Source organism: Granulicella aggregans (genome assembly GCF_025685565.1).
GTDB lineage: Bacteria > Acidobacteriota > Terriglobia > Terriglobales > Acidobacteriaceae > Edaphobacter > Edaphobacter aggregans_B.
Genome location: NZ_JAGSYE010000003.1, coordinates 42,922 through 62,312, shown reverse-complemented (window position 1 = coordinate 62,312; position 19,391 = coordinate 42,922). Strand labels below are relative to the sequence as shown.

Sequence of the window (19,391 nt, the reverse complement as noted above, 5' to 3'; positions counted from 1 at the left end):
GTTTTGTTTCCTGCAGTTTGATCTAAGGAGCCTTATTCGATGAACTTCCGCCATCTTGCTGTCTTTGCCGTTCTTTCAACCGCGATCGCCGTATCGGTGGGCGCCCAGGTGACGCCGCCCGAGAAGGTGGACGAGGCCCGAATCGACAAGCTGCTGCAACAGATGACGCTGGAAGAGAAGATGAACCTGATCCGCGGCGCTGTGGAGCCGGACGCGACGTACCAGGGACAGGCGGGCTATCTGCCGGGAGTGCCGCGCCTTGGAGTGCCGTCGCTGCGCATGGCCGATGGGCCTCCGGGCGTGTTGACGAAGAATGCAGGGCAGGCGCAGACGGCGACCATGGGCGTTGCCGCAACGTGGAGCACAAAGGACGCCGAACAGAATGGCGTGGCCATTGGCCGGCAGGCGCGGTCGCTGGGGATAGATGTTGTGCTGCAGCCCTTCATCAACATCGATCGCGACATCACCTTTGCGCGCGCTTACAACACGCTGGGCGAGGACCCTCTCTTGAACGGAGCGATGGGCGCGGCCGAGATCAAGGGCGAACAAGCGCAGGGAGTGATGTCGCAGGCCAAACACTTTGTTGCCTATGACTCCGATTCTTATAACGTCTTCGTCGATCAACAAGCACTCCACGAAGTCTATGTCGCGCCCTTTGACGCCGCGATCAAAGCAGGCGTGGCGTCGATCATGTGTTCCTACAACCGGCTGAATGGCAAGTTTGCCTGCGGTAACTCCGACGGGCTGAAGACGATCTTGCGCGACGAACTCGGTTTCAAAGGCTTCATCACCTCGGACTGGGGCGGGGTACACAACGTCCATTTCCTGAACGAAGGTCTGACGATGGAGATGCCAGGGGCAGCCGATCCGGTAAGCCCGCTCGCTTCGCTGATCCACAACTACTTCGTGACCGTTCCGCCGCAGGGGCCTCCTCCTGCTCCGCTCGACCCCGCAGCGCTTGCAGGGATGCTCGGCGGTTCCATCCCTGAAGAGAAGGGCGCGGCAGGCATGGACGTCAACGCCTTCCCGATGGACTCCGACCCGGCGACGATGAAAGACGCGCTCAAGGATGGTTCGATCACCGAGGCGACCATCACAGCGGCCGCGCGGCGTGTGCTCTACGAGATTGCGCGCTTTGGATATCTGGATGGCAAGCAGAAACACGATGTCACTCCGCAGGATCTTGAAGGCAACGGCGCGATCATCGAAAAGACCGCCGAAGACGCTGCTGTTCTGCTGAAGAATGAGGGCGGCATTCTCCCGCTCAAGCAGAGCGAAAGCGTCGCGCTGATTGGCCCTACCGCAGGGCAGGTGGATGCCATCGGCACCTTTGGCGAGCGCTCGCCTGGCATCCCTGCCCGGCAAGTATCGCCGCTGGCAGCCATGAAAAAGCTCGCGCCAAAGACGGAGGTCAACTTCGCCGTGGCCGACGATCTCACTGGAGCCACCATCCCTGCCAGCGCTTTGAGCCACGGCGGACAGCCTGGATTGGAGCGGACGGACGCTTCGGGCAGCGCGATGGTCGATTTGTCGGTGGACTTTACGCAGACGAACGGTAAGCCGCTGCCGCCCAACACGGTAGCCATATGGAAGGGCGACCTGACCGTCCCCGCTGATGGGGACTACTGGCTCTACCTGCAGGTCCTCGGAACCCGCGCGATCCTCAGCATCGACGGCAAGGAGATCGGCCGCACCGGCGCTGCCAAGGGCGCAGTGCACGGCGACATCCAGTACGCCACCCAGGACGGCGGTCTTCCGACCACGGACGGTCTCGACAACGTCCGGCGCTCAATCCAACTCACCAAGGGAGCACACGCAATCGAGATCAGGACGTCCCTCGACACCTCCAGCGCTCCGGTGCAGGTTCGCCTGAACTGGTCCACTCCCGAGGCTCGCGAGCGCGATCACGATGCGGCGGTTGCGGCGGCGAAGTCTTCAAAGACCGCTGTCGTCTTTGTATGGACGCGTGACAAGCCGCACTTCCGACTGCCGGGAGATCAGGACAAGCTGATTGAGGACATCGCTGCGGTGAATCCGAACACGGTGGTTGTTCTGAACTCGAGCCAGCCGGTGGCGATGCCCTGGATCGATAAGGTGAAGGGCGTGGTGGAGATGTGGTGGACCGGTGACGAGGGTGGACCAGCCGAGGCGAAGATCCTGCTCGGGCTGGCGAATCCCGGCGGCAAGCTGCCGATGACCTGGGGCAAGACGCTTGGGGACTATCCGGCAACCTCGCCTGCTCATCCGGAGCGGTCGTCAGCGGGCGTCGATGGCAAGACGACCTTCTCGGAAGGCGTACTGGTCGGCTACCGCTGGTTCGACGACCAGAAGATTGAGCCGCTGTTCCCGTTCGGGTTCGGGCTGTCGTATACGAAGTTCGCCATGTCGGACGTGAAGGTGAAGCCGAGTGCAGGCGGTGGTGCTGAAGTTTCCGTGAAGGTAAAGAACACGGGAGCGGTCGCGGGCGATGAAGTGGCAGAGGTCTATCTCGAAGCACCGAAGTCGAAGCCTGAAGGCGTGCAGTTCGCGCCGAAGACGCTGGCGGCATTCGACCGGATCTCGCTCAAGCCGGGTGAGGAGCGTGAGGTCAAACTGACGATTGCTCCGCGCGCGTTTGAGTACTGGTCGGTCGAGAAGAAGACGTGGATTAGGCCTGAAGGGACGCGGATGGTATGGGTGGGGGATTCGTCGCGCGACCTGACCTTGAAGGCGGAGGTGAAGTAAGTCGGACAATCTTTTACGGAAGTATTACCGCTTTCATGTCACACCGGTTAATGTTCCACGTGGAACATTAACCGGTGTGAACCGCAGATAGAACATCCTGCCTGCAAAAACATTGGGAATTCCGCCATCGACTCCCGAATTGGCCTGTGAATACGCCGAATCCGCGCTGAAAAAGGGCAATTTCGAGCTACCGGTATTTAGGCTGCTATCGCCGCTGGCTGCGGGCGATGGCGGACTTGGCCTCGTTATCCGCTTCGCGCTTGCGCTCGGTCGCGCGCTTGTCCCATTCCTGCTTGCCCTTAGCCAAAGCAAGCTCACATTTCACCCGTCCATGCCGAAAATAAAGACGTGTCGGAATGAGCGTAAAGCCCTTCTGTTTCGTCATACCTTCGAGCTTCCTCACCTCTTGTTTGTGCAGCAGAAGTTTGCGGGTGCGGAGGGATTCGTGGTTCATGGCGTTGCCGTGGGAGAAGGGACCGATGTGGGCGTTCAGCAGGAAGCATTCGCCATCTTTGAGCAGGCCGTAGGCGTCCTTCAGGTTGGCTTTTCCTTCGCGAATGCTCTTGACCTCGGTGCCGCGCAGCGCCACTCCGGCTTCGAACTTGTCAGTAAGGAAGTAGTTATGGCTCGCCGATCGGTTATAGGCGGCATCGCGCAGGCCAGCGGCGACAGGATCGCGGTCCTTTTCCTTCACCACCGGCTTGGGTTGGTGGGCGACGGTCGGATTGGATAGAGAACGAGGCATCAGAACTTTTAAGTTTAGCAGGATGGGGTACCACTTTGGTCAGTAGCACGAAAGAGGCAGTGGCGACTTCGACGCTGGAACGTCAAACAGCTTGCGGGTCACTATCTTATAGAGAAAGAATATGTTGAGGCCGGGGCTAAAGGAGTCGGCGGCAAAAGCCGAAACGGCCCGTAATGGGATAGCCAACCGCATCTGAACACAAGAACTGTGCACCTCAAATGCTATACTCAGCCGAATCAACGGCATCGATCGCCCCGCCGGAGAGAACGTTCCCTGGACCGCCGACTGCCAGCGTGCCGCGCCGGTCACTTCAACCTAACGGAAAAGCAAAGGAAGCCATCAGCAACATGGGACGCTGGTTCAGCACATATCTTTCGAGGCGTCTCCCCGTCGTTCTGGGTGGTCTTCCGGCATCTTTGTTGATCGTGGGCGGACTTGCGCTGACCGTTGGACTCTCGGGCCGCACGGCCCAGGGGCAGTCGGCAGCGGGTTGGAACAAGCGCGGCCAGGCAGCCGAGGCGCGGCAGGACTACGATGCCGCCTTCGAGGACTACAAGAAGGCCGCCGCGAAAGCACCCAAAGACATCCGCTTCAAGACTCGTTACGAGAACATGCGCTTCAAAGCAGGTGCAGCGCACGTGGACCGTGGCCGTGTTTACCTCCAGGGAGGAGACTCTGGGGCCGCGCTGATGGAGTTTACCCGCGCGCTCGAGATCGATCCGTCGAACCAGACCGCGCAGCAGGAGATCGACATCATCCGCAACCCGAAGGCGGCCGCGCAGATGCCTTCTCCGGGAAAGATCGGGGGACAAAATGAGGCGCAGCAGAAGATTGGATCGGTAAGCGGAATCGTCGAACTGAAGCCGGTATCGAACGATCCGATCACGCTGCATATGATTGAGGACACAAAGGTTATCTACCAGGCGATCGGCAAGGCCGCTGGCCTGAATGTTCTCTTCGACCCAGACTATACCTCGAAGCGCATTCCGGTGGATCTGACGACGGTGACTCTCTCGGATGCTTTGCGCATCGTGGGAACGATCTCGAACACGTTTTACAAGCCGGTGACGGCGAATACGATCTTTGTCGCCCAGAACACCCGGCAGAAGCGCACCGACCTCGACGAGATGGCGGTGCAAACCTTCTACCTGAGCAATACCAGTACCGCGAACGACGCGACCGAAGTTCTGACCGCGATCCGCAACCTGCTCGATCCGAGCGTGAAGATCTTCCTGGTGGCGACACAGAACGCGATCGTGATGCGCGCAACCCCGGACCAGCTTCTGCTGGCCCAGAAGCTGTTGAACGATCTCGACCGGGCGAAGCCTGAGGTCGTCGTCGACGTGGCGGTACTTGAAGTGAATCGCGACCGGATTCGGCAGCTGGGCATCCAGTTGCCGCAGTCTTTCGGAGCCTCGGTACAGAGCACCGCGGCGTCCACGAGTTCGAGCAGTACCACCACGACGACTACCAGCGGAACGACGCTCAATACGTTGGCGCACCTGACTGGAAACAATATCGCTGTGACCATCGGAGCGGCTGAGGTCGATGCGCTGCTTACCGACAGCGACACGCGCATCCTGCAGAATCCGCGTATTCGCGCCTCCGACGGCCAGCGCGCGACGCTCAAGATCGGATCGAAGATCCCGGTAGCGACCGGCTCCTATAGCGCCGGCGCCGCAACTGGTCTGACCTCTGGCATTGGTGTCCAGACCCAGTTCACCTATCTCGACGTGGGCGTGAACATCGACATGACGCCAACCGTCCACCTTGACCGCGAGGTGACCCTGAAGCTGAAGGTTGAAGTTTCTTCGCAGAACGGCAACGTGACCATCAGCGGCGTCACGGAGCCGATCATCTCGCAGCGTGTGGCGGAGCAGACGATCCAGCTGCTGGACGGAGAACCCAGCGTGATGGCTGGAATCCTTACACAGCAGGACAGCCTGTCGCTGAGTGGAACGCCGGGACTTGGTGAACTTCCGCTACTTAAGTATTTCTTTGGATCGCGCAAGAACGAGAAGCAGCAGGACGAGATCGTCTTTCTTCTGATCCCCCATATTGTTCGGGAATCGGTACTGAGCCGCTTGAACACGCGCGCCATCGATACCGGAACCAGCCAGTCGATCGAGCTGCACCGCGAAGGGGGCTCGGCCATTGGCTCCGATCCTGCGGACGCCGAGGCTGGGCCTTCGGCGATCCAGCCGGTCTCAAGCGTGACAGCGGCCAGCGCCGCGGCTGCGATGGTGCATCCGACGCCGCAGAAGTTGAATTCGAATCTGCCCAGCGATCTTCCGCAGACGACGGCTCCGATTGGCGGCAGCGGGATCACATCCGCACCCCCTGCGGCACCGTTCGCTCAACCGGGGGGACGAACCGCGATCCAGTTTGGCATCGAGCCCGCAAATGCGTCGCAGGCGGTGGGCAGCACCTTCCAGACCTCCGTGACCCTCGCAAACGGTGAAGACGTATTCGCAGTGCCGATGCAGCTGCAGTTCAATCCGGCGGTGCTGCAGCTGGTCAACGTGGATTCAGGACCGTTCCTCGGCTCCGACGGCCAGGCTGTAGCTTTGGCTCACCGCGACGAGGGCAACGGGCTGGTAGCGCTCTCTGCAAGGCGTCCGCCCAACACGAAGGGCGTCAGCGGACAAGGTACGGTGTGCATCCTGACCTTCAAGGCGATCGCCCCGGGTGACTCGCCGATCACGATGGTCAAGGTTGGCGCAAGCGACAGCAGGAACATCAACATTCCGGCCACCGGATCGCAGGCCGTGGTGCATGTGAAGTGAAGCTGAACCCGGAGGGGAAGCTCCTTACCCGCCCCGGCATCGGCGACCGGCCTGGCCTGCCGGTGGGGAAGAGGGTCTCGGAGTCCGGTCTCTCGTTCGTCGAGCTGATTATCGTGGTCACGATCCTTGCGATCCTGGCTGGTGCCGCGGTGCCGATCGCAAGATTTCAGGTGAAGCGCCAAAAGGAGAAGGAGCTGCGCAGGGACCTCTGGGAGATGCGGGCCGCCATCGACGCTTACAAGGATGCGGCAATGAAGGGCGGCATGGTGACCAAGGCGGACAGCATGAATTATCCGCCCGATCTTCAGACGCTGGTGGATGGTGTCGATATTCAATCGAAGAAGGTCAAGTTTCTGAGGAAGATTCCGATCGATCCGATGACAGGCAATACGGACTGGGGACTACGGTCGAATCAGGACGAGCCGGATTCGGACTCCTTCGGCGGACAGAACGTCTTCGACGTCTACACGAAGAGCAACGGCACGGCACTGGACGGAACGAAGTACAGCACATGGTGATTCAAAAGACAGTATCGGGCCAAAGAGCCGCCGGGGCACGGGGTGGAGAGCAGGGGTTCACGCTGCTCGAGCTGATGATCGTCATGATCATCATCGGCGTGCTGGCGGCGATCGCAGTCCCGTCGTACCTAGCCTCCGTCCGCAAGGCCAAGGAAGCGGTGCTGCGGGAAGACCTTCACACGATGCGGTCGGCGATCGACTCCTACACGGTGGACAAGTCGAAGGCGCCGCAGTCGCTGAACGATCTGGTGGAGTCGGGATATCTGAAGGCGATTCCCAAGGACCCGATCACCGCGCGGACCGACACCTGGATCGCCGACCAGAGTGACACCTTAACCTCGGTCGATGAGACGCAGGGTGGCATTACCGACGTACACAGCGGGGCGCAGGAGACCTCGAGCGAGGGGACGTCGTACTCCACCTGGTGACGGCGGGCTGAATCCAATCGGTTCTTCTCGTCGTTCCTCTATGGAGCAAAGCGGGAAGAAGCTGCTCTGACGGTTCCTCTCTGGCTGTTGCTCACGAAAAGGCGCATACTAGCGTCCAAGGACGTGTAGAGCTGTATCTCGCGGTTCGCCAGGCGAGTCCAGCCGTCTCACCGGAGATTCTCCCATGCGTTTCGCCTCCATCAAATATCCCGTTCTCCAGGTCGGAATGGCCGCGGCTCTGGCTCTTCCTGTGTCGGCTATCTCGCAACAGACTCCGGCTCCTGCATCCAGTCCTGCGCCTACCTCCTCAACGCCGTCTACCAGTACTCCGGCAGATACCGGCGCTCAGCCGGCGAGCACGCCGCCTATCACAGGATCGGATAAGGGTTCCGACGCTCCTGCGGCGAAGGATGCAAAGCCGCTTCCCGCTCCTGCGGCGAAGACGGACTCGTTGCCGTCTCCGGGCGAGGCGCTCGATCCGCATATCAAGGCGGGCAGTGAAGATGACGTGAACGCGGTGGGGACGCGAAACATCGGCGGTCGCGGTGTAGGGAACTGGTTCTCGACGAACTGGGAGATCTCGAACGGCAAACAGTATTCGATGGAGATCGAGAAGTCGGCTCACCTCGTCAATGACCCCGTCATCAATGAATATGTGAATCGCATCGGGCAGAACATCGTGAAGAACTCCGATTGCAAGGTGCCGTTCACCATCAAGGTCATCGATACGGACGAGATCAACGCCATGGCGCTCCCGGGCGGATTCTTCTACGTCAACTCCGGGCTGATCCTGGCCGCCGAAGAAGAGGCGGAGCTCGCCGGAGTGATGGCGCATGAGACCGCTCATGTGTGCGCCCACCACGCGGCGCGCGAGCAGACACGGCTGGGATACATGCAGATCGGCTCGATTCCTCTGTACATTCTTACTTCGGGATCGTGGACAGGATACGGAATCTATGAGGCGTCGCAATTGGCGATTCCGGTGACCTTCCTGCAGTTTTCGCGGCAGTTTGAGTCTGAGGCGGACTACCTGGGGCTGCAGTACATGTATCGCGCGGGGTACGATCCGCAGGCGTTTATCCAGTTCTTTGAGAAGCTGGATGCGCTCGAGAAGCACAAGCCAGGAACGCTGGCGAAGGTCTTCTCCGACCATCCGCAGACGCCGGACCGGATCAACCGCTCCGAAGATGAGATCGCGACGATTATGCCGGCCAAACCCGATTACATCGTGACGACTTCGGAGTTCGACGATGTAAAGGCTCGCCTGGCGCGGCTTGAGAACAAGCGTAAGGTCAACGACGGCAAGGGCGGCAACAAGCCCACGCTGCGTCGCGCTGGTGGCACCAATAACGATCCGAACAACCCATCCTCCTCGACCGACGACCGCCCGACCCTGGGCAAGCACACCTAGTCCGCGTGCCGTGATTTGATCGTCTGAATCCGGTAAACTGAAGTGATGGCTAAGAAGAAAAAGAGAACTACCGGCTACACCGACGACCACGCCAAGGCTGGTCTCGACACGAAGTTTCCCGATATTGAGACCTGGCAGAACCAGTTTGCCGGATATGAGATTCTCGTCGACGACCCCGAGTTTACCTCCGTGTGCCCGAAGACGGGATTGCCCGACTTCGGCGTGCTTACCATCCGTTACTCTCCCCGAAAGACCTGCCTTGAGCTGAAGTCGCTAAAGGAGTACCTGTTTGTCTACCGCAATCTGGGAATCTTTCAGGAGAACATCGTCAACCAGGTGCTGAACGATGTGGTGAAGGCTTGCGACCCTGTCTGGGCCGTGGTCAAGGGCGACTTTCGGCCGCGCGGCGGGATCTCCACAATTGTCGAGGCACGATATCCCCGGCCAGACGAGAAGTAGACCTACTGGACGGAATTGCCCAGCCCGGGATGATCGGCGGGGCGCGCTCCTTGTGGCCAGTGGAACTTGCGGTCTGATTCGGCGATTGCGACGTCGTTGATGGATGCTTCGCGTCGCCGCATCAGGCCGTCTTCGCTGAACTCCCACTGCTCATTCCCATAGGCGCGAAACCACTGTCCTGATTCGTCATGCCACTCGTACTGGAAGCGGACGGCGATGTGGTTTCCGGTGAAGGCCCATAGCTCCTTGATGAGGCGGTAGCCGTTCTCCTTCGCCCATTTGCGGGTGAGGAATTCGACGATGGCCTCGCGCCCGGTGAGGAACTCGGAGCGATTTCGCCAGACGCTATCTTCGGTGTAGGCGAGAGAGACGCGCGCCGGGTCGCGGGAGTTCCATGCGTCCTCGGCCAGCCGGACCTTCTGGGTGGCGGTTTCAAGGGTGAAGGGTGGGAGCGGTGGGCGAGTGGCGGACATGGCCTCTCCTTGATGCGAGCACGTGGGTGCGGGCACCGGGCATCATGGCCCTGATATGCTCCCCACAGGATGCCACAGACTGCTGAGAACAAGTTGCCCATCTTGCAGGTCGCCGGGGCGACGACCGCACTGGTCTTGTTGACGGCGATGAACTTCGTCAACTTCATCGACCGCTACATCCTGCCCGGAGTGCAGGAGCTGGTGAAGAAGGAGTTTGCGCTCTCGGACGAGCGGGTTGGAGCGCTGACCTTCTGGTTCTTTGTGACCTACATGTGCGCGGCGCCGCTTACTGGCTGGCTGGGTGACCGCTTTCCGCGCAAGCCGCTGATCGTGCTCTCCGCGCTGCTGATGAGCGGCATGAATCTGTTCACGGCAACCGTGCACTCGTACCTTGCATTGAATTTGCGTCACGCTGCGCTCGGGATCGCGGAGGCAAGCTTCAGCGTGTACGCCCCCGCGATGCTGGCAGATTATTTTGAGCCGGACCAGAGAAACCGGATCTTGACCATCTTTTATACGGCGATTCCCGTGGGAGCGGCGGTTGGCTATGCGCTTGGTGGAGCGCTGGGTGGACGGTACGGCTGGCGTATTCCGTTCTCTGTCTCGGCCGCGCCGGGAATCCTGATTGCGCTGCTGATTCTCTTCGTGATGAAGGAGCCCAAGCGCGGCGCTACCGACGTGCGCAAGCCCGGCGAGAAAAAGGCAGCCACCGAGACGCTCTTTGGGCTCGCCGCGAATCCGCAGTATCTCTATGCGACCTTCGGCATGGCGATGGTGGTCTTTTCACTCGGAGGCATCTCGGCGTGGGTGCCGAGCTTCCTGCAACGGGCAGGCGGCTACTCCTCAAGCTCTGCCGGGCTGATTGTGGGCGCTGTCACGGTCTTTGGCGGTCTTGGCGGGACGGCGGTTGGCGGATGGATCGCGCAGATTTGGCTTAAGAAGAACAAGCGGGCGCTGTATTTGATCTCGGCGTGGTCGGCGCTGCTTACCGTGCCTCCAGCGGTCGCGTGCTTCTTTGGTCCGAAGTGGGCGATGGTTCCCGGACTTGCCACCGCACTGTTCTTTATCTTCCTGGGTAATGGCCCGTTGAATGCCGCGATCGTGAACTCGGTCTCGGGAGCGATTCGCGCGACGGCCATTGCCATGGAGCTATTCCTGATCCATGCGTTGGGCGATGCTCCTAGTCCCCGGCTGATTGGATTGGTCAGCGATCACTCCACGCTGGGTACGGGCTTAGGCGTGACGCTCATCAGCATGGTGGTGGCTGGGGCGTTGCTGTTTCTTGGCGCGAGGACGGTGTCGACGAGCGCCGATGCGACGTCCGAGCATGGGCTTGCTGGATGATGCTCCACCTTTGGAACCTTGTACTGCGAGTTTGGGTTGTTCAGGCCTGGGTGGTGGGTTTGCTATGGGCGTGGAAGGCGATAGAGGCTGCGCTAGGTCTGCCAAAGGTTCCTGATCTTCTGGATGCTGGCTGGGACGCAGCGCCGGCATCAGGACCGGCGCTGACCGTCATCGTGCCTGCGCTGAACGAGGCCGAGAATGTCGGGGCATGTCTGGAGTCGCTGCTGAAGCAGGAGTACACGTCGTTAGAAATACTGGCGGTGGATGATCGCTCGACGGATGGCACGGGCGCGATCATGGACTCGTTCGCGGCGCGCTATCCGGATCGGCTGAAGGTGCTGCACATCACCGATCTACCTGTGGGATGGCTGGGTAAGACGCACGCCATGGCGGTCGCGGCCCGCGAGTCGACGAGCGAGTATCTGCTGTTCACGGATGCCGACATTCTCTTTGGCCCGGATGCTCTGCGGCGGTCTATGGCGTATGCCGTTGCGAGCCAGGCGGATCATCTGGTGACGCTGCCGACGCTGGTTTTGAAGCGGTGGGACGAGGCGGCGCTGCTGAGCTTCTTCCAGGTCTGCGCCATGTGGGCTTCGCGTCCCTGGAAGGTTGCGGACCCCAAGGCAAAGCGCGATGCCGTAGGTGTGGGTGCCTTCAATCTAATCCGCCGCGATGTGTACGAAGGCGTGGGCGGCTTCGAGGCGCTGCGCATGGAGATCATCGAAGATCTTGGGATAGCGCGCCGCGTCAAGCGGGCGGGACTGCGGCAGAGAGTCGCCTTTGGCAGAGGTCTGGTGAACGTCCACTGGGCGCCGGGCGCACTGGGCGTAGTCGGGGTTCTCACGAAGAATATATTTTCCGCCTTTCAGTTTCGGATTCCCCTGCTGCTCTTTGCATGCGGATGGCTTCTCGCATTTTGCGTGCTGCCGGTAGTGGTGATTGCGCCAGGGCTGATGCTGCCGGCGATCCTAACGGCGGTGTCCGTGGTGTCGCTGTACATCGGGTTGGGACGGCATTCCGGCATCTCTGCCTGGAATGGGTTACTGGCACCGATCGCTGCGCTGCTGCTGATCTACGCCTTGCTGAGGTCGATGGTGACGACACTGCGGCAGGGAGGGGTCGTCTGGCGAGGCACGTTCTATCCGCTTGCGGAGTTGAAGAGGCACGTTGCGCCGATGTGGTGACCTGCATAACGCTCCGGCGCGGCGAAGTGTTACAACTCCAACATGCGTCTTCACCGAATCTGTTGCGTGTTGCTGCTGGCGATGGATGTATCTGCGATCGCTGCGCAGAGTTCGCACAAAGCACCGGTTGCGGTGATCGACACCTCCCTGGGCCGCATACGTTGTCAGCTCTTCGAGGCTGAGCGTCCGAAGACAACCGCGCAGTTCATCGCCCTGGCCCAGGGCACGAAGGCTCATGAGAAGCCCTTCTACGACGGCACCCCGCTTTACGGCATACCGGCGGGAGTTCGCGGAGGGAGCCGGTCAGACTGGCCAGCAGCGAGTCTTCCAGTGGAGAACGAACCTGTCCTTCGATATGACCGTCCGGGCCGAATGGGCATGCGGCGGAGGGCGGGACAGACCGGAACGACCGAGTTCATGATCCTCGATCACGCGAACTCGGAAGATGATGGCGACGACGCGGTGGTGTTTGGCCAATGCGATGACGCGTCGCTGCCGGTGGTAACGGAGATCTCGCATCGGCTCGCCGTAGCGGACAACCACCCGGACAGGCTGATCGTGATCCATCATATTGCGATCCTTCGCGAGGGCCAGCCTCTGCCGCCGGTCGCGCGCGATCTGCCTCCGGCCATGCTCGTTGCCAATCCTCGGGCACCGATTGCCTCCGCGCCTGAACCGGCAGGGCCTTTGGCGGTGATTGAGACGACGATGGGGCAGTTATCCTGCCGCCTGTTTACGAAAGAGTCGCCTGTAGCCACGAGTGTCTTCATCGGGCTGGCCGATGGTACGAAGGAGTGGACGAATCCCGTCACGAAAAAGGTGGAGCACGGGACGCGCTTCTACGACGGCATGGGGTTCGATCGAGTCATCCCGGACTTCGTGATTCAGACGGGCGACTATACGGGCGATATCAGCGGGGCAACCGATATCGGGTTCCGCTTCAAGAACGAGACCTTTCCGGGGCTAAGCTACGACCGCCCGGGGCGACTGGCGTTCGGCAATAATGGACCTGACACGAACAACAGTGAGATTTTTATCTCGGAACATCCGATGCGGCGGCTTGATGGTGGCTTCACCATCATTGGGCAATGCGATGACGCTTCCGTCAGGCTGGTCGAGGCCATCGCTCGCGTTCCAAGGGACGCTGCGAACAAGCCAATCAAGCCCGTAAAGATTATCCAGGTACGCTTTGTCTCGCAGTGAAATTGGCAGTAAGGCACCAAAAGGAGTTTGGCGATTCTAAACCGCAGAGAGTTTATTGAGCGTTCTCTTGCTACGGCCACAGTGTTTGGCGGTAGTCGTATGTTTGGGCAGAAAAGTGCCGCAAACACCAACGTCCGCACCTCTCTGGGAGTTCTTCGGGGTCTGACTCAGGACGGCGTCCGCACTTTTCGCGGAGTTCCGTTCGCCGAGCCTCCCGTTGGCGCCCTTCGGTTTATGCCGCCTTTGCCACCAAAGCCGTGGAAGGGCGAGCGGGATGCTACGAGCTTCAGCGCTTCGCCGATGCAGCCGGGCGAAGTGGGAACTCAGCATAGCGAGGACTGCCTGTATCTGAATATCTGGGCCCCAGAGGGTAAGGGGCCGTTTCCGGTCTTCGTGTGGATTCATGGTGGCGGATTTACCGGTGGGCATTCGTTCGAGGCGACCTACGATGGAACCGGTTTTGCTCGCGAAGGCGTTATTTGTATCTCTGTCGGTTACAGACTTGGCGTCTTCGGCTTCCTCGATCTTGAACCTGTGCTTGGCCCTAAATATGCAGGCTCTTCGAACAACGCGGTACGCGACTTGATCGCAGCATTGGAGTGGATTCAACAGAATGTCGCGAGCTTCGGCGGCGATCCGGCTCGCGTGACGATTGGCGGCGAGTCGGCGGGAGCGAAGTTATCGGATATCCTGCTGGGTGTCCCGTCGGCGGAGCCTCTGTTTCATCAGGTGATTTCCGAAAGCGGTGGCGCGGAACGGGTGTGGCCGAAAGTGCTCGCGACGCCGATCGGTAAGGGTTTTGCCGATGCTTGGACGGAGGCGACTGGCCAGCCAGCGGCGGCGATGCTGACGGCTCCTGCCGAAAGGCTGATCCCTGTGCAGAAGGAGTTTATGGATCGCTGGCCGCAACACTTTCCTCTGCGGCCTGAGATCGACGGGAAGCTGATCGCGAAGTTGCCGGTGCAGGTTGTCGGGGCTGGAGGTGCGCGAACGAAGCGCTTGCTGATCGGGACGAATCGCGATGAGAGCGCCTTATTCGTTGGGCCGCATCCTGGCGACGCAACGGCGCAGAATGTTGGCAATCTGGGGCTATCTTCCTTCCATGAGACTTACGAGCGGTACAAGTCGGCCTATCCGCAAATGACGGACGAGCAGCGTCGGATACGCGCGCTCACAGCGGAAGAGTATTGGGTTCCGAGCCTGAGGCTGGCGGACTCGCATGTGAACGCGGGCGGAACAGCCTTTGTGTACGAGCTTGCTTTTGCCGAGACGAGCGGAAGGTTGGGTGGGTACTCCTATCACTCGCTGGATGTGGGCATGATTTGGCAGCATCCCCATCTGGATGCGGCAAACGGAGCGCAGGAAGCGGCGCTCGGAAAACAGATTCATGCTGCCTGGGTGGCGTTTATCAAGGGGGAGACGCCCTCGGCGCAGGGGTTGCCGGTGTGGCCGAAGTATCGTGCGGATACGCGTCCTACGATGATTCTGGATGCTGTGAGTAAGGTTGAGGAGAGGCCGCAGGAGGCGGAGTTTCGGCTTTGGGATGGGAAGCTGTAAGGTAGCAGTTGAATCGAATTTCAAGTGGCCTTAATGAACATAATCTGCGAATGCGAATGTGGCTCCCAGAGTTTTCAGATGAGACTGAAACGTGCTGAACAGGTCGGGCTCTTGACTTGTATGCTTGGGCACCATTCGCTGCTGCTCGATAGTCGTGACTATTGGGCCGATATCCTGGAAGATGGACGACCGAAGCTAAGCCGGTGTCGCTGTGGCAACAACCTTTTCAAAGTCGAGTTACGTTATGATTTCCGAGATGAGGGAGAGGTGCGCAGCATTGAAGTGACTGCTGACTGTTCGGCTTGCGCCAGACCGCAAGCGGCTGCCCTCTTTGAGACCAAGTACGCCCCAACGGACCACCTCGTCGCAAGGCCTCTGGATCCAATTGAACGACCCTGGTTTCAGCCGAAGAGGCAGGAATTGACTTCGCTATGGATACCTCAGGATGCCGAGCGATTCGCCAAGTATCTTGTGGAGGAACTGGATGGACGGGCGTTCTCGTCTGATACTGACTACGACTACAGACCGCGTGAACTCAGAGACATATGTTTTTATCCTGAATTGACGCGAGATGTTCTCTTTACGAATGTGCCTGATATTGTTCCGGCCTCGAAAGAGCGACCAGAGAACAGCTCGCCATTTCTAAGGCTGTCCAGTCCATATCATATGCACTATTCAGCAGTCTTCGATCTGAGCCGCCTGGAAAGCGATGTCTGCTTGTTGTACTCGATCAGGTTCTCCGAAGAAGTTATTGCCGATGGCGAGCTGTTGCCCCAACCACCACCGTTTTTGGAGTTCACTCGGCTGGCCGTCGAATGGTTGAGAGCAAATTATGTCTCGCTTCGTGGTAAGCGTACGGCGGACAACCTACAGGAACATCTGCGCGCAGACCGTTTGAGGTTTCCCGAAAAATTCCGATAGCGATGATGGTCAGGGATTCGAGGTTTCGGACGCGTTTTCCTCAGCAGGAGCGTGCTCTCGCGGAAGCCTAAAATGGAGGGATGGCAGCAGAGTTTACCCACCTTCATCTTCATACGGACTACTCCCTTCTCGACGGCGCATGCGATGTAGACAAGCTCGCATCGCACCTCAGCAAGATCGGCCAGACGGCGGCCGCGATGACCGACCACGGCAACATCTATGGCGCGGTGCACTTCTTCAACGCTATGGCGAAGAAGAACCTGAAGCCGATCCTCGGGTGCGAGCTGTATCTCTCGAAGACGGACGACCACCGCACGCTCGCCGATGGCTACAACCACTTTTTGCTGATCGCCGAAAACCAGGAAGGCTATCGCAACCTTGTTCGGTTGACCAGCGAAGCGTCGCTGCATGGGTTTTATCGCAAGCCTCGTGTCTCGAAGGACTTTCTGTCGAAGCATACTGAGGGTTTGATTGGTTTTTCGGGATGCCTTGCTGGCGAAGTTAATCAGCACATCATGGCTGGCAAGTATGAAGAAGCGAAGAAGAGCGCGGGCATGTTTCAGGACATGTTTGGCAAGGGGAACTTCTTTCTCGAAGTGCAGGACCACGGTCTGAAGCCTGACAAGGAGGTCTGCGACGCGATCTTCAAGATGGAGCGCGAGCTCGATATTCCGGTGATTGCGACGAACGATTCGCACTATGTGGCGGCGGATGACTCGCGGGCGCACGAGATTTTGTTGTGTGTGCAGACGGCGGGATCGATGAACGATCCAAACCGTTTCAAGTTCGACACGCAGGAGTTCTACATCAAGAGTGCGGAGGAGATGCACCGCACGTTTGCGGAGCATCCCGAGGTCTGCACGCGGACCATGCAGTTTATCGAGCGCTGCAATTTGAAGATGCAGAAGGTGGACAATCCCTTCCCGGAGTTTCCGGTGCCCGAGGGCGAGACGCTCTTCAGCTACTTCGAGAGAGTGTGCCGCGAAGGGTTACAAAAGCGGCTGGATACATCGGTCGCGCATCTGCGTTCGCGCGGGTTGTTGCGGAAGACGATCGACGAGTATCACGCTCGGCTCGATCGCGAGATCGGCATCATCAAGGACATGAAGTTCCCCGGCTACTTCATGATCGTGTGGGACTTCATTCGCTACGCGCGTGAGCAGAACATTCCCGTGGGGCCGGGACGTGGATCGGCGGCAGGATCGCTTGTCGCTTACTGCATGGAGATCACCGACGTCGATCCGCTACAGAACGAGCTGCTCTTCGAGCGCTTCCTGAATCCCGAACGTATCTCGATGCCCGATATCGACATCGACTTCTGTATGAATCGGCGTGGCGAAGTCATTGACTACGTCACGCGGAAGTATGGCCGCGATCAGGTCGCGCAGATCATCACCTTCAACACGATGGCGGCGAAGGCGGCGATCAAGGACGTTGGACGCGCTCTCGATATGCCCTATGGCGAAGTCGATCGCATTGCGAAGATGATTCCGCCGACCATCGGCATCACTATCGATCAGGCGCTGAAGGATGGCGGCCCGCTGACGACCGCGTATGAGACCGACCCCAAGGTGAAAGAGATCATCGATGCGGCGCTGAGGCTTGAAGGCCTGATCCGCGGCGCGGGTGTTCACGCGGCGGGCGTTGTAATTGCGCCTAAGCCTCTCACTGAGCTTGTGCCAGTGACGCGAGCGAAGAACGAAGACATTGTCACGTCGTACGACATGGGCGCCATCGAGAAGATGGGCTTGTTGAAGATGGACTTCCTTGGCCTGACGACGCTGACGGTCATCGATGACTGTCTGAAGCTCATCAAGCGGACGACTGGTGAGACGGTCGATATGGCCACGATTCCGCTGGACGATGAGAGGACCTATGAGCAGGTCTATCATCGCGCGCTGACCTCAGGCGTCTTCCAGTTTGAGTCGGGCGGGATGCGCGACGTTCTGCGACGTTATAAGCCCACCTCCATTGAAGACCTGACCGCGTTGAACGCGCTCTATCGTCCGGGCCCGATCCAGGGTGGCATGATCGACGACTTCATCGAGCGTAAGTGGGGACGCAGGGCGGTGAGCTATGAGCTGCCTGAGTTGGAAGTGATCCTGCGCGAGACGCTGGGCGTCATCGTTTACCAGGAACAGGTCATGCAGATCTCGAACGCGCTTGCGGGTTACTCGCTGGGCGATGCCGACCTGCTGCGCCGGGCTATGGGGAAAAAAGATGCGGGGGAGATGGCCAAGCAGCGTGAGCGCTTCATGGCCGGCGCGGCGAAGAACAAGCACCCGAAGGATACCGCAGGAAAGATCTTCGACTTGATGGCGCAGTTTGCGGGGTACGGCTTCAACAAGTCGCACTCGGCTGCGTATGCGTTGCTGGCTTATCACACGGCGTGGTTGAAGACTCACTATCCGGTCGAGTTCATGGCGGCGCTGCTGACCAGTGAAACCTCCAAGCCGGAGAATGTCGTCAAGTACATCTCCGAGTGCAAGGAGATGAATATCCCGGTCGTGCCCCCGGATGTGCAGTTGTCGTTTGCAAGTTTTACGCCGATTCAGACCGAGCAGGGAAGCGCGATCGGGTTCGGGCTGGCGGCGATCAAAAACGTCGGCCACAACGCAATTGAGTCGATCATCGCGGCTCGTGCGTTACTTGAGGCCGAGGGTAAGAAGGGCTTCGCGAGCTTGTGGGAGTTCTGCGAGAAGGTCGACCTGCGGCTGCTCAACAAGCGCGTGCTGGAGTCGCTGATCAAGGCGGGCGCTATGGATGCGTTCGGAGCGCGTGCGTCGATCATGGCGGCGCTGGACAAGGCGATGGAAGGCGCAGCGAAGGCGCAGCGCGACAATGCTGCGGGACAGAGTGGACTCTTCGGGATCTTCGACGATGGGCCGGTCGGCGGGGCGAGCACGGAACATGCCCTCCCGAACGTGGCGGAGTGGGACGAGCATACGCGTCTACAGAATGAGAAGGACGTTCTGGGCTTCTTTGTCTCCGGGCACCCGATGGATAAGTATCGCGAAAAGTTACGTAATATGAAGGTCGTCACGACGGCTCAGGCCATCGAGATGAAGCCAGAGCCGCAGGTGTTCCGGCGCGGGCGCAGTGAGGAGCCTACGAACGAGATCTCGATTGCGGGTGTTATCACCGGCCTGAAGGTGGCGAAGTCGAAGCGTTCGGGCGAGTTCTACGCGCAGGCATCGCTGGAAGATACTGTCGGCAAGATCGAGTTGATTGCGTTTCCGCAGAGCTACGAGAAGCTGGCGGAGAAGTTGAAGATCGATGTGCCGGTGCTCATCACGGGTTCGCTGCGCGGGGAAGAGGATTCGGCCCCGAAGCTAGCCGTTTCAAAGATACAGGCGCTTGAGGATATCAAGCTGAAGCTGCCGGAGGCACTACGGATCAAGGTGCCACTGCACAGCCCGGACAAGGAGCTGCTGGTGAAGATGCAGGCGGTCTTTCGGAGCGCCCCCGGCACAGGAAAGCTGCTGCTTGATCTTGAAGAGCCGGGAGCGTTCTGTGCGGTGCTGGAACCGCAGGATGTGATGGTCGCTGCGGATAAGCTCTTTATCGACAGGATTGAAGAGTTGGTGGGACGGGGTGGAGTAAGGGTCATCAACTAAGAACGGGCGGTGTGAACGCCT

At 59.6% G+C, this 19,391-nt stretch carries 14 protein-coding genes; 12 read left to right on the top strand and 2 right to left on the bottom strand.

Features of this window, described 5'->3' with window-relative positions; genetic code table 11:
- The first annotated feature begins 39 nt into the window (after window positions 1-39).
- On the top strand, window positions 40-2,724 hold the full coding sequence (locus OHL18_RS15665; RefSeq protein ID WP_263375819.1) for a beta-glucosidase family protein: 2,685 nt from the start codon (window positions 40-42) through the stop codon (window positions 2,722-2,724).
- 205 nt (window positions 2,725-2,929) lie between these two features.
- Here the strand turns inward: OHL18_RS15665 and smpB are convergent, their stop codons facing one another.
- Complete coding sequence (gene smpB / locus OHL18_RS15660; protein ID WP_263375818.1) at window positions 2,930-3,469, bottom strand: SsrA-binding protein SmpB; 540 nt, start codon at window positions 3,467-3,469, stop codon at window positions 2,930-2,932.
- Between the two features lie 347 nt (window positions 3,470-3,816).
- Between smpB and OHL18_RS15655 the strand changes: the two genes are divergently transcribed.
- The 5 genes from OHL18_RS15655 (at window position 3,817) to queF (ending at window position 9,071) form a co-directional block, all read left to right on the top strand.
- Window positions 3,817-6,255: a cohesin domain-containing protein gene (locus OHL18_RS15655; protein ID WP_263375817.1), complete on the top strand. Its 2,439-nt coding sequence runs from the start codon at window positions 3,817-3,819 to the stop codon at window positions 6,253-6,255.
- Window positions 6,256-6,293: 38 nt separating this feature from the next.
- Window positions 6,294-6,773 (top strand): type II secretion system protein, encoded by a 480-nt coding sequence (locus OHL18_RS15650; RefSeq protein WP_263376561.1) that lies wholly within the window; start codon window positions 6,294-6,296, stop codon window positions 6,771-6,773.
- Window positions 6,767-7,201: a type II secretion system protein gene (locus OHL18_RS15645; RefSeq protein WP_263375816.1), complete on the top strand. Its 435-nt coding sequence runs from the start codon at window positions 6,767-6,769 to the stop codon at window positions 7,199-7,201. Before OHL18_RS15650 ends, OHL18_RS15645 begins: the two co-directional genes overlap by 7 nt.
- Window positions 7,202-7,385: 184 nt before the next feature.
- Window positions 7,386-8,612 (top strand): M48 family metallopeptidase, encoded by a 1,227-nt coding sequence (locus OHL18_RS15640; RefSeq protein ID WP_263375815.1) that lies wholly within the window; start codon window positions 7,386-7,388, stop codon window positions 8,610-8,612.
- A 45-nt stretch (window positions 8,613-8,657) separates the two neighbouring features.
- Entirely contained in the window at window positions 8,658-9,071 is a 414-nt protein-coding gene (queF, locus tag OHL18_RS15635) for a preQ(1) synthase (RefSeq protein WP_263375814.1), read from the top strand.
- 2 nt (window positions 9,072-9,073) lie between these two features.
- Here queF and OHL18_RS15630 read toward each other — a convergent pair whose 3' ends face one another.
- A complete protein-coding gene (locus OHL18_RS15630; RefSeq protein WP_263375813.1) occupies window positions 9,074-9,544 on the bottom strand; it encodes a nuclear transport factor 2 family protein in 471 nt (156 codons plus the stop codon).
- Window positions 9,545-9,637: 93 nt separating this feature from the next.
- Between OHL18_RS15630 and OHL18_RS15625 the strand changes: the two genes are divergently transcribed.
- The 6 genes from OHL18_RS15625 to dnaE all read left to right on the top strand — a co-directional run bounded on the left by OHL18_RS15625 (window position 9,638) and on the right by dnaE (window position 19,370).
- Window positions 9,638-10,888, top strand: coding sequence for a spinster family MFS transporter (locus OHL18_RS15625; RefSeq protein ID WP_317890506.1), 1,251 nt, complete (start codon window positions 9,638-9,640; stop codon window positions 10,886-10,888).
- The gene (locus OHL18_RS15620) at window positions 10,885-12,072 is read left to right on the top strand and encodes a glycosyltransferase (RefSeq protein ID WP_263375811.1); all 1,188 of its coding nucleotides are present in this window, start codon (window positions 10,885-10,887) and stop codon (window positions 12,070-12,072) included. Before OHL18_RS15625 ends, OHL18_RS15620 begins: the two co-directional genes overlap by 4 nt.
- Window positions 12,073-12,114: 42 nt before the next feature.
- The gene (locus OHL18_RS15615; protein ID WP_263375810.1) at window positions 12,115-13,275 is read left to right on the top strand and encodes a peptidylprolyl isomerase; all 1,161 of its coding nucleotides are present in this window, start codon (window positions 12,115-12,117) and stop codon (window positions 13,273-13,275) included.
- A 99-nt stretch (window positions 13,276-13,374) separates the two neighbouring features.
- The gene (locus OHL18_RS15610; RefSeq protein WP_263375809.1) at window positions 13,375-14,832 is read left to right on the top strand and encodes a carboxylesterase/lipase family protein; all 1,458 of its coding nucleotides are present in this window, start codon (window positions 13,375-13,377) and stop codon (window positions 14,830-14,832) included.
- Between the two features lie 78 nt (window positions 14,833-14,910).
- Complete coding sequence (locus tag OHL18_RS15605) at window positions 14,911-15,753, top strand: hypothetical protein (protein ID WP_263375808.1); 843 nt, start codon at window positions 14,911-14,913, stop codon at window positions 15,751-15,753.
- 80 nt (window positions 15,754-15,833) lie between these two features.
- Window positions 15,834-19,370, top strand: coding sequence for a DNA polymerase III subunit alpha (gene dnaE / locus OHL18_RS15600; RefSeq protein WP_263375807.1), 3,537 nt, complete (start codon window positions 15,834-15,836; stop codon window positions 19,368-19,370).
- Window positions 19,371-19,391: the final 21 nt, after the last annotated feature.

Excerpts from the sequence above, each read along its gene's own strand:
- OHL18_RS15665 (WP_263375819.1), top strand. The coding sequence starts at position 40 with ATGAACTTCCGCCATCTTGCTGTCTTTGCCGTTCTTTCAACCGCGATC.
- smpB (WP_263375818.1), bottom strand. The coding sequence starts at position 3,469 with ATGCCTCGTTCTCTATCCAATCCGACCGTCGCCCACCAACCCAAGCCG.
- OHL18_RS15655 (WP_263375817.1), top strand. The coding sequence starts at position 3,817 with ATGGGACGCTGGTTCAGCACATATCTTTCGAGGCGTCTCCCCGTCGTT.
- OHL18_RS15645 (WP_263375816.1), top strand. The coding sequence starts at position 6,767 with ATGGTGATTCAAAAGACAGTATCGGGCCAAAGAGCCGCCGGGGCACGG.
- OHL18_RS15640 (WP_263375815.1), top strand. The coding sequence starts at position 7,386 with ATGCGTTTCGCCTCCATCAAATATCCCGTTCTCCAGGTCGGAATGGCC.
- queF (WP_263375814.1), top strand. The coding sequence starts at position 8,658 with ATGGCTAAGAAGAAAAAGAGAACTACCGGCTACACCGACGACCACGCC.
- OHL18_RS15630 (WP_263375813.1), bottom strand. The coding sequence starts at position 9,544 with ATGTCCGCCACTCGCCCACCGCTCCCACCCTTCACCCTTGAAACCGCC.
- OHL18_RS15620 (WP_263375811.1), top strand. The coding sequence starts at position 10,885 with ATGATGCTCCACCTTTGGAACCTTGTACTGCGAGTTTGGGTTGTTCAG.
- OHL18_RS15615 (WP_263375810.1), top strand. The coding sequence starts at position 12,115 with ATGCGTCTTCACCGAATCTGTTGCGTGTTGCTGCTGGCGATGGATGTA.
- OHL18_RS15610 (WP_263375809.1), top strand. The coding sequence starts at position 13,375 with ATGTTTGGGCAGAAAAGTGCCGCAAACACCAACGTCCGCACCTCTCTG.
- OHL18_RS15605 (WP_263375808.1), top strand. The coding sequence starts at position 14,911 with ATGAGACTGAAACGTGCTGAACAGGTCGGGCTCTTGACTTGTATGCTT.
- dnaE (WP_263375807.1), top strand. The coding sequence starts at position 15,834 with ATGGCAGCAGAGTTTACCCACCTTCATCTTCATACGGACTACTCCCTT.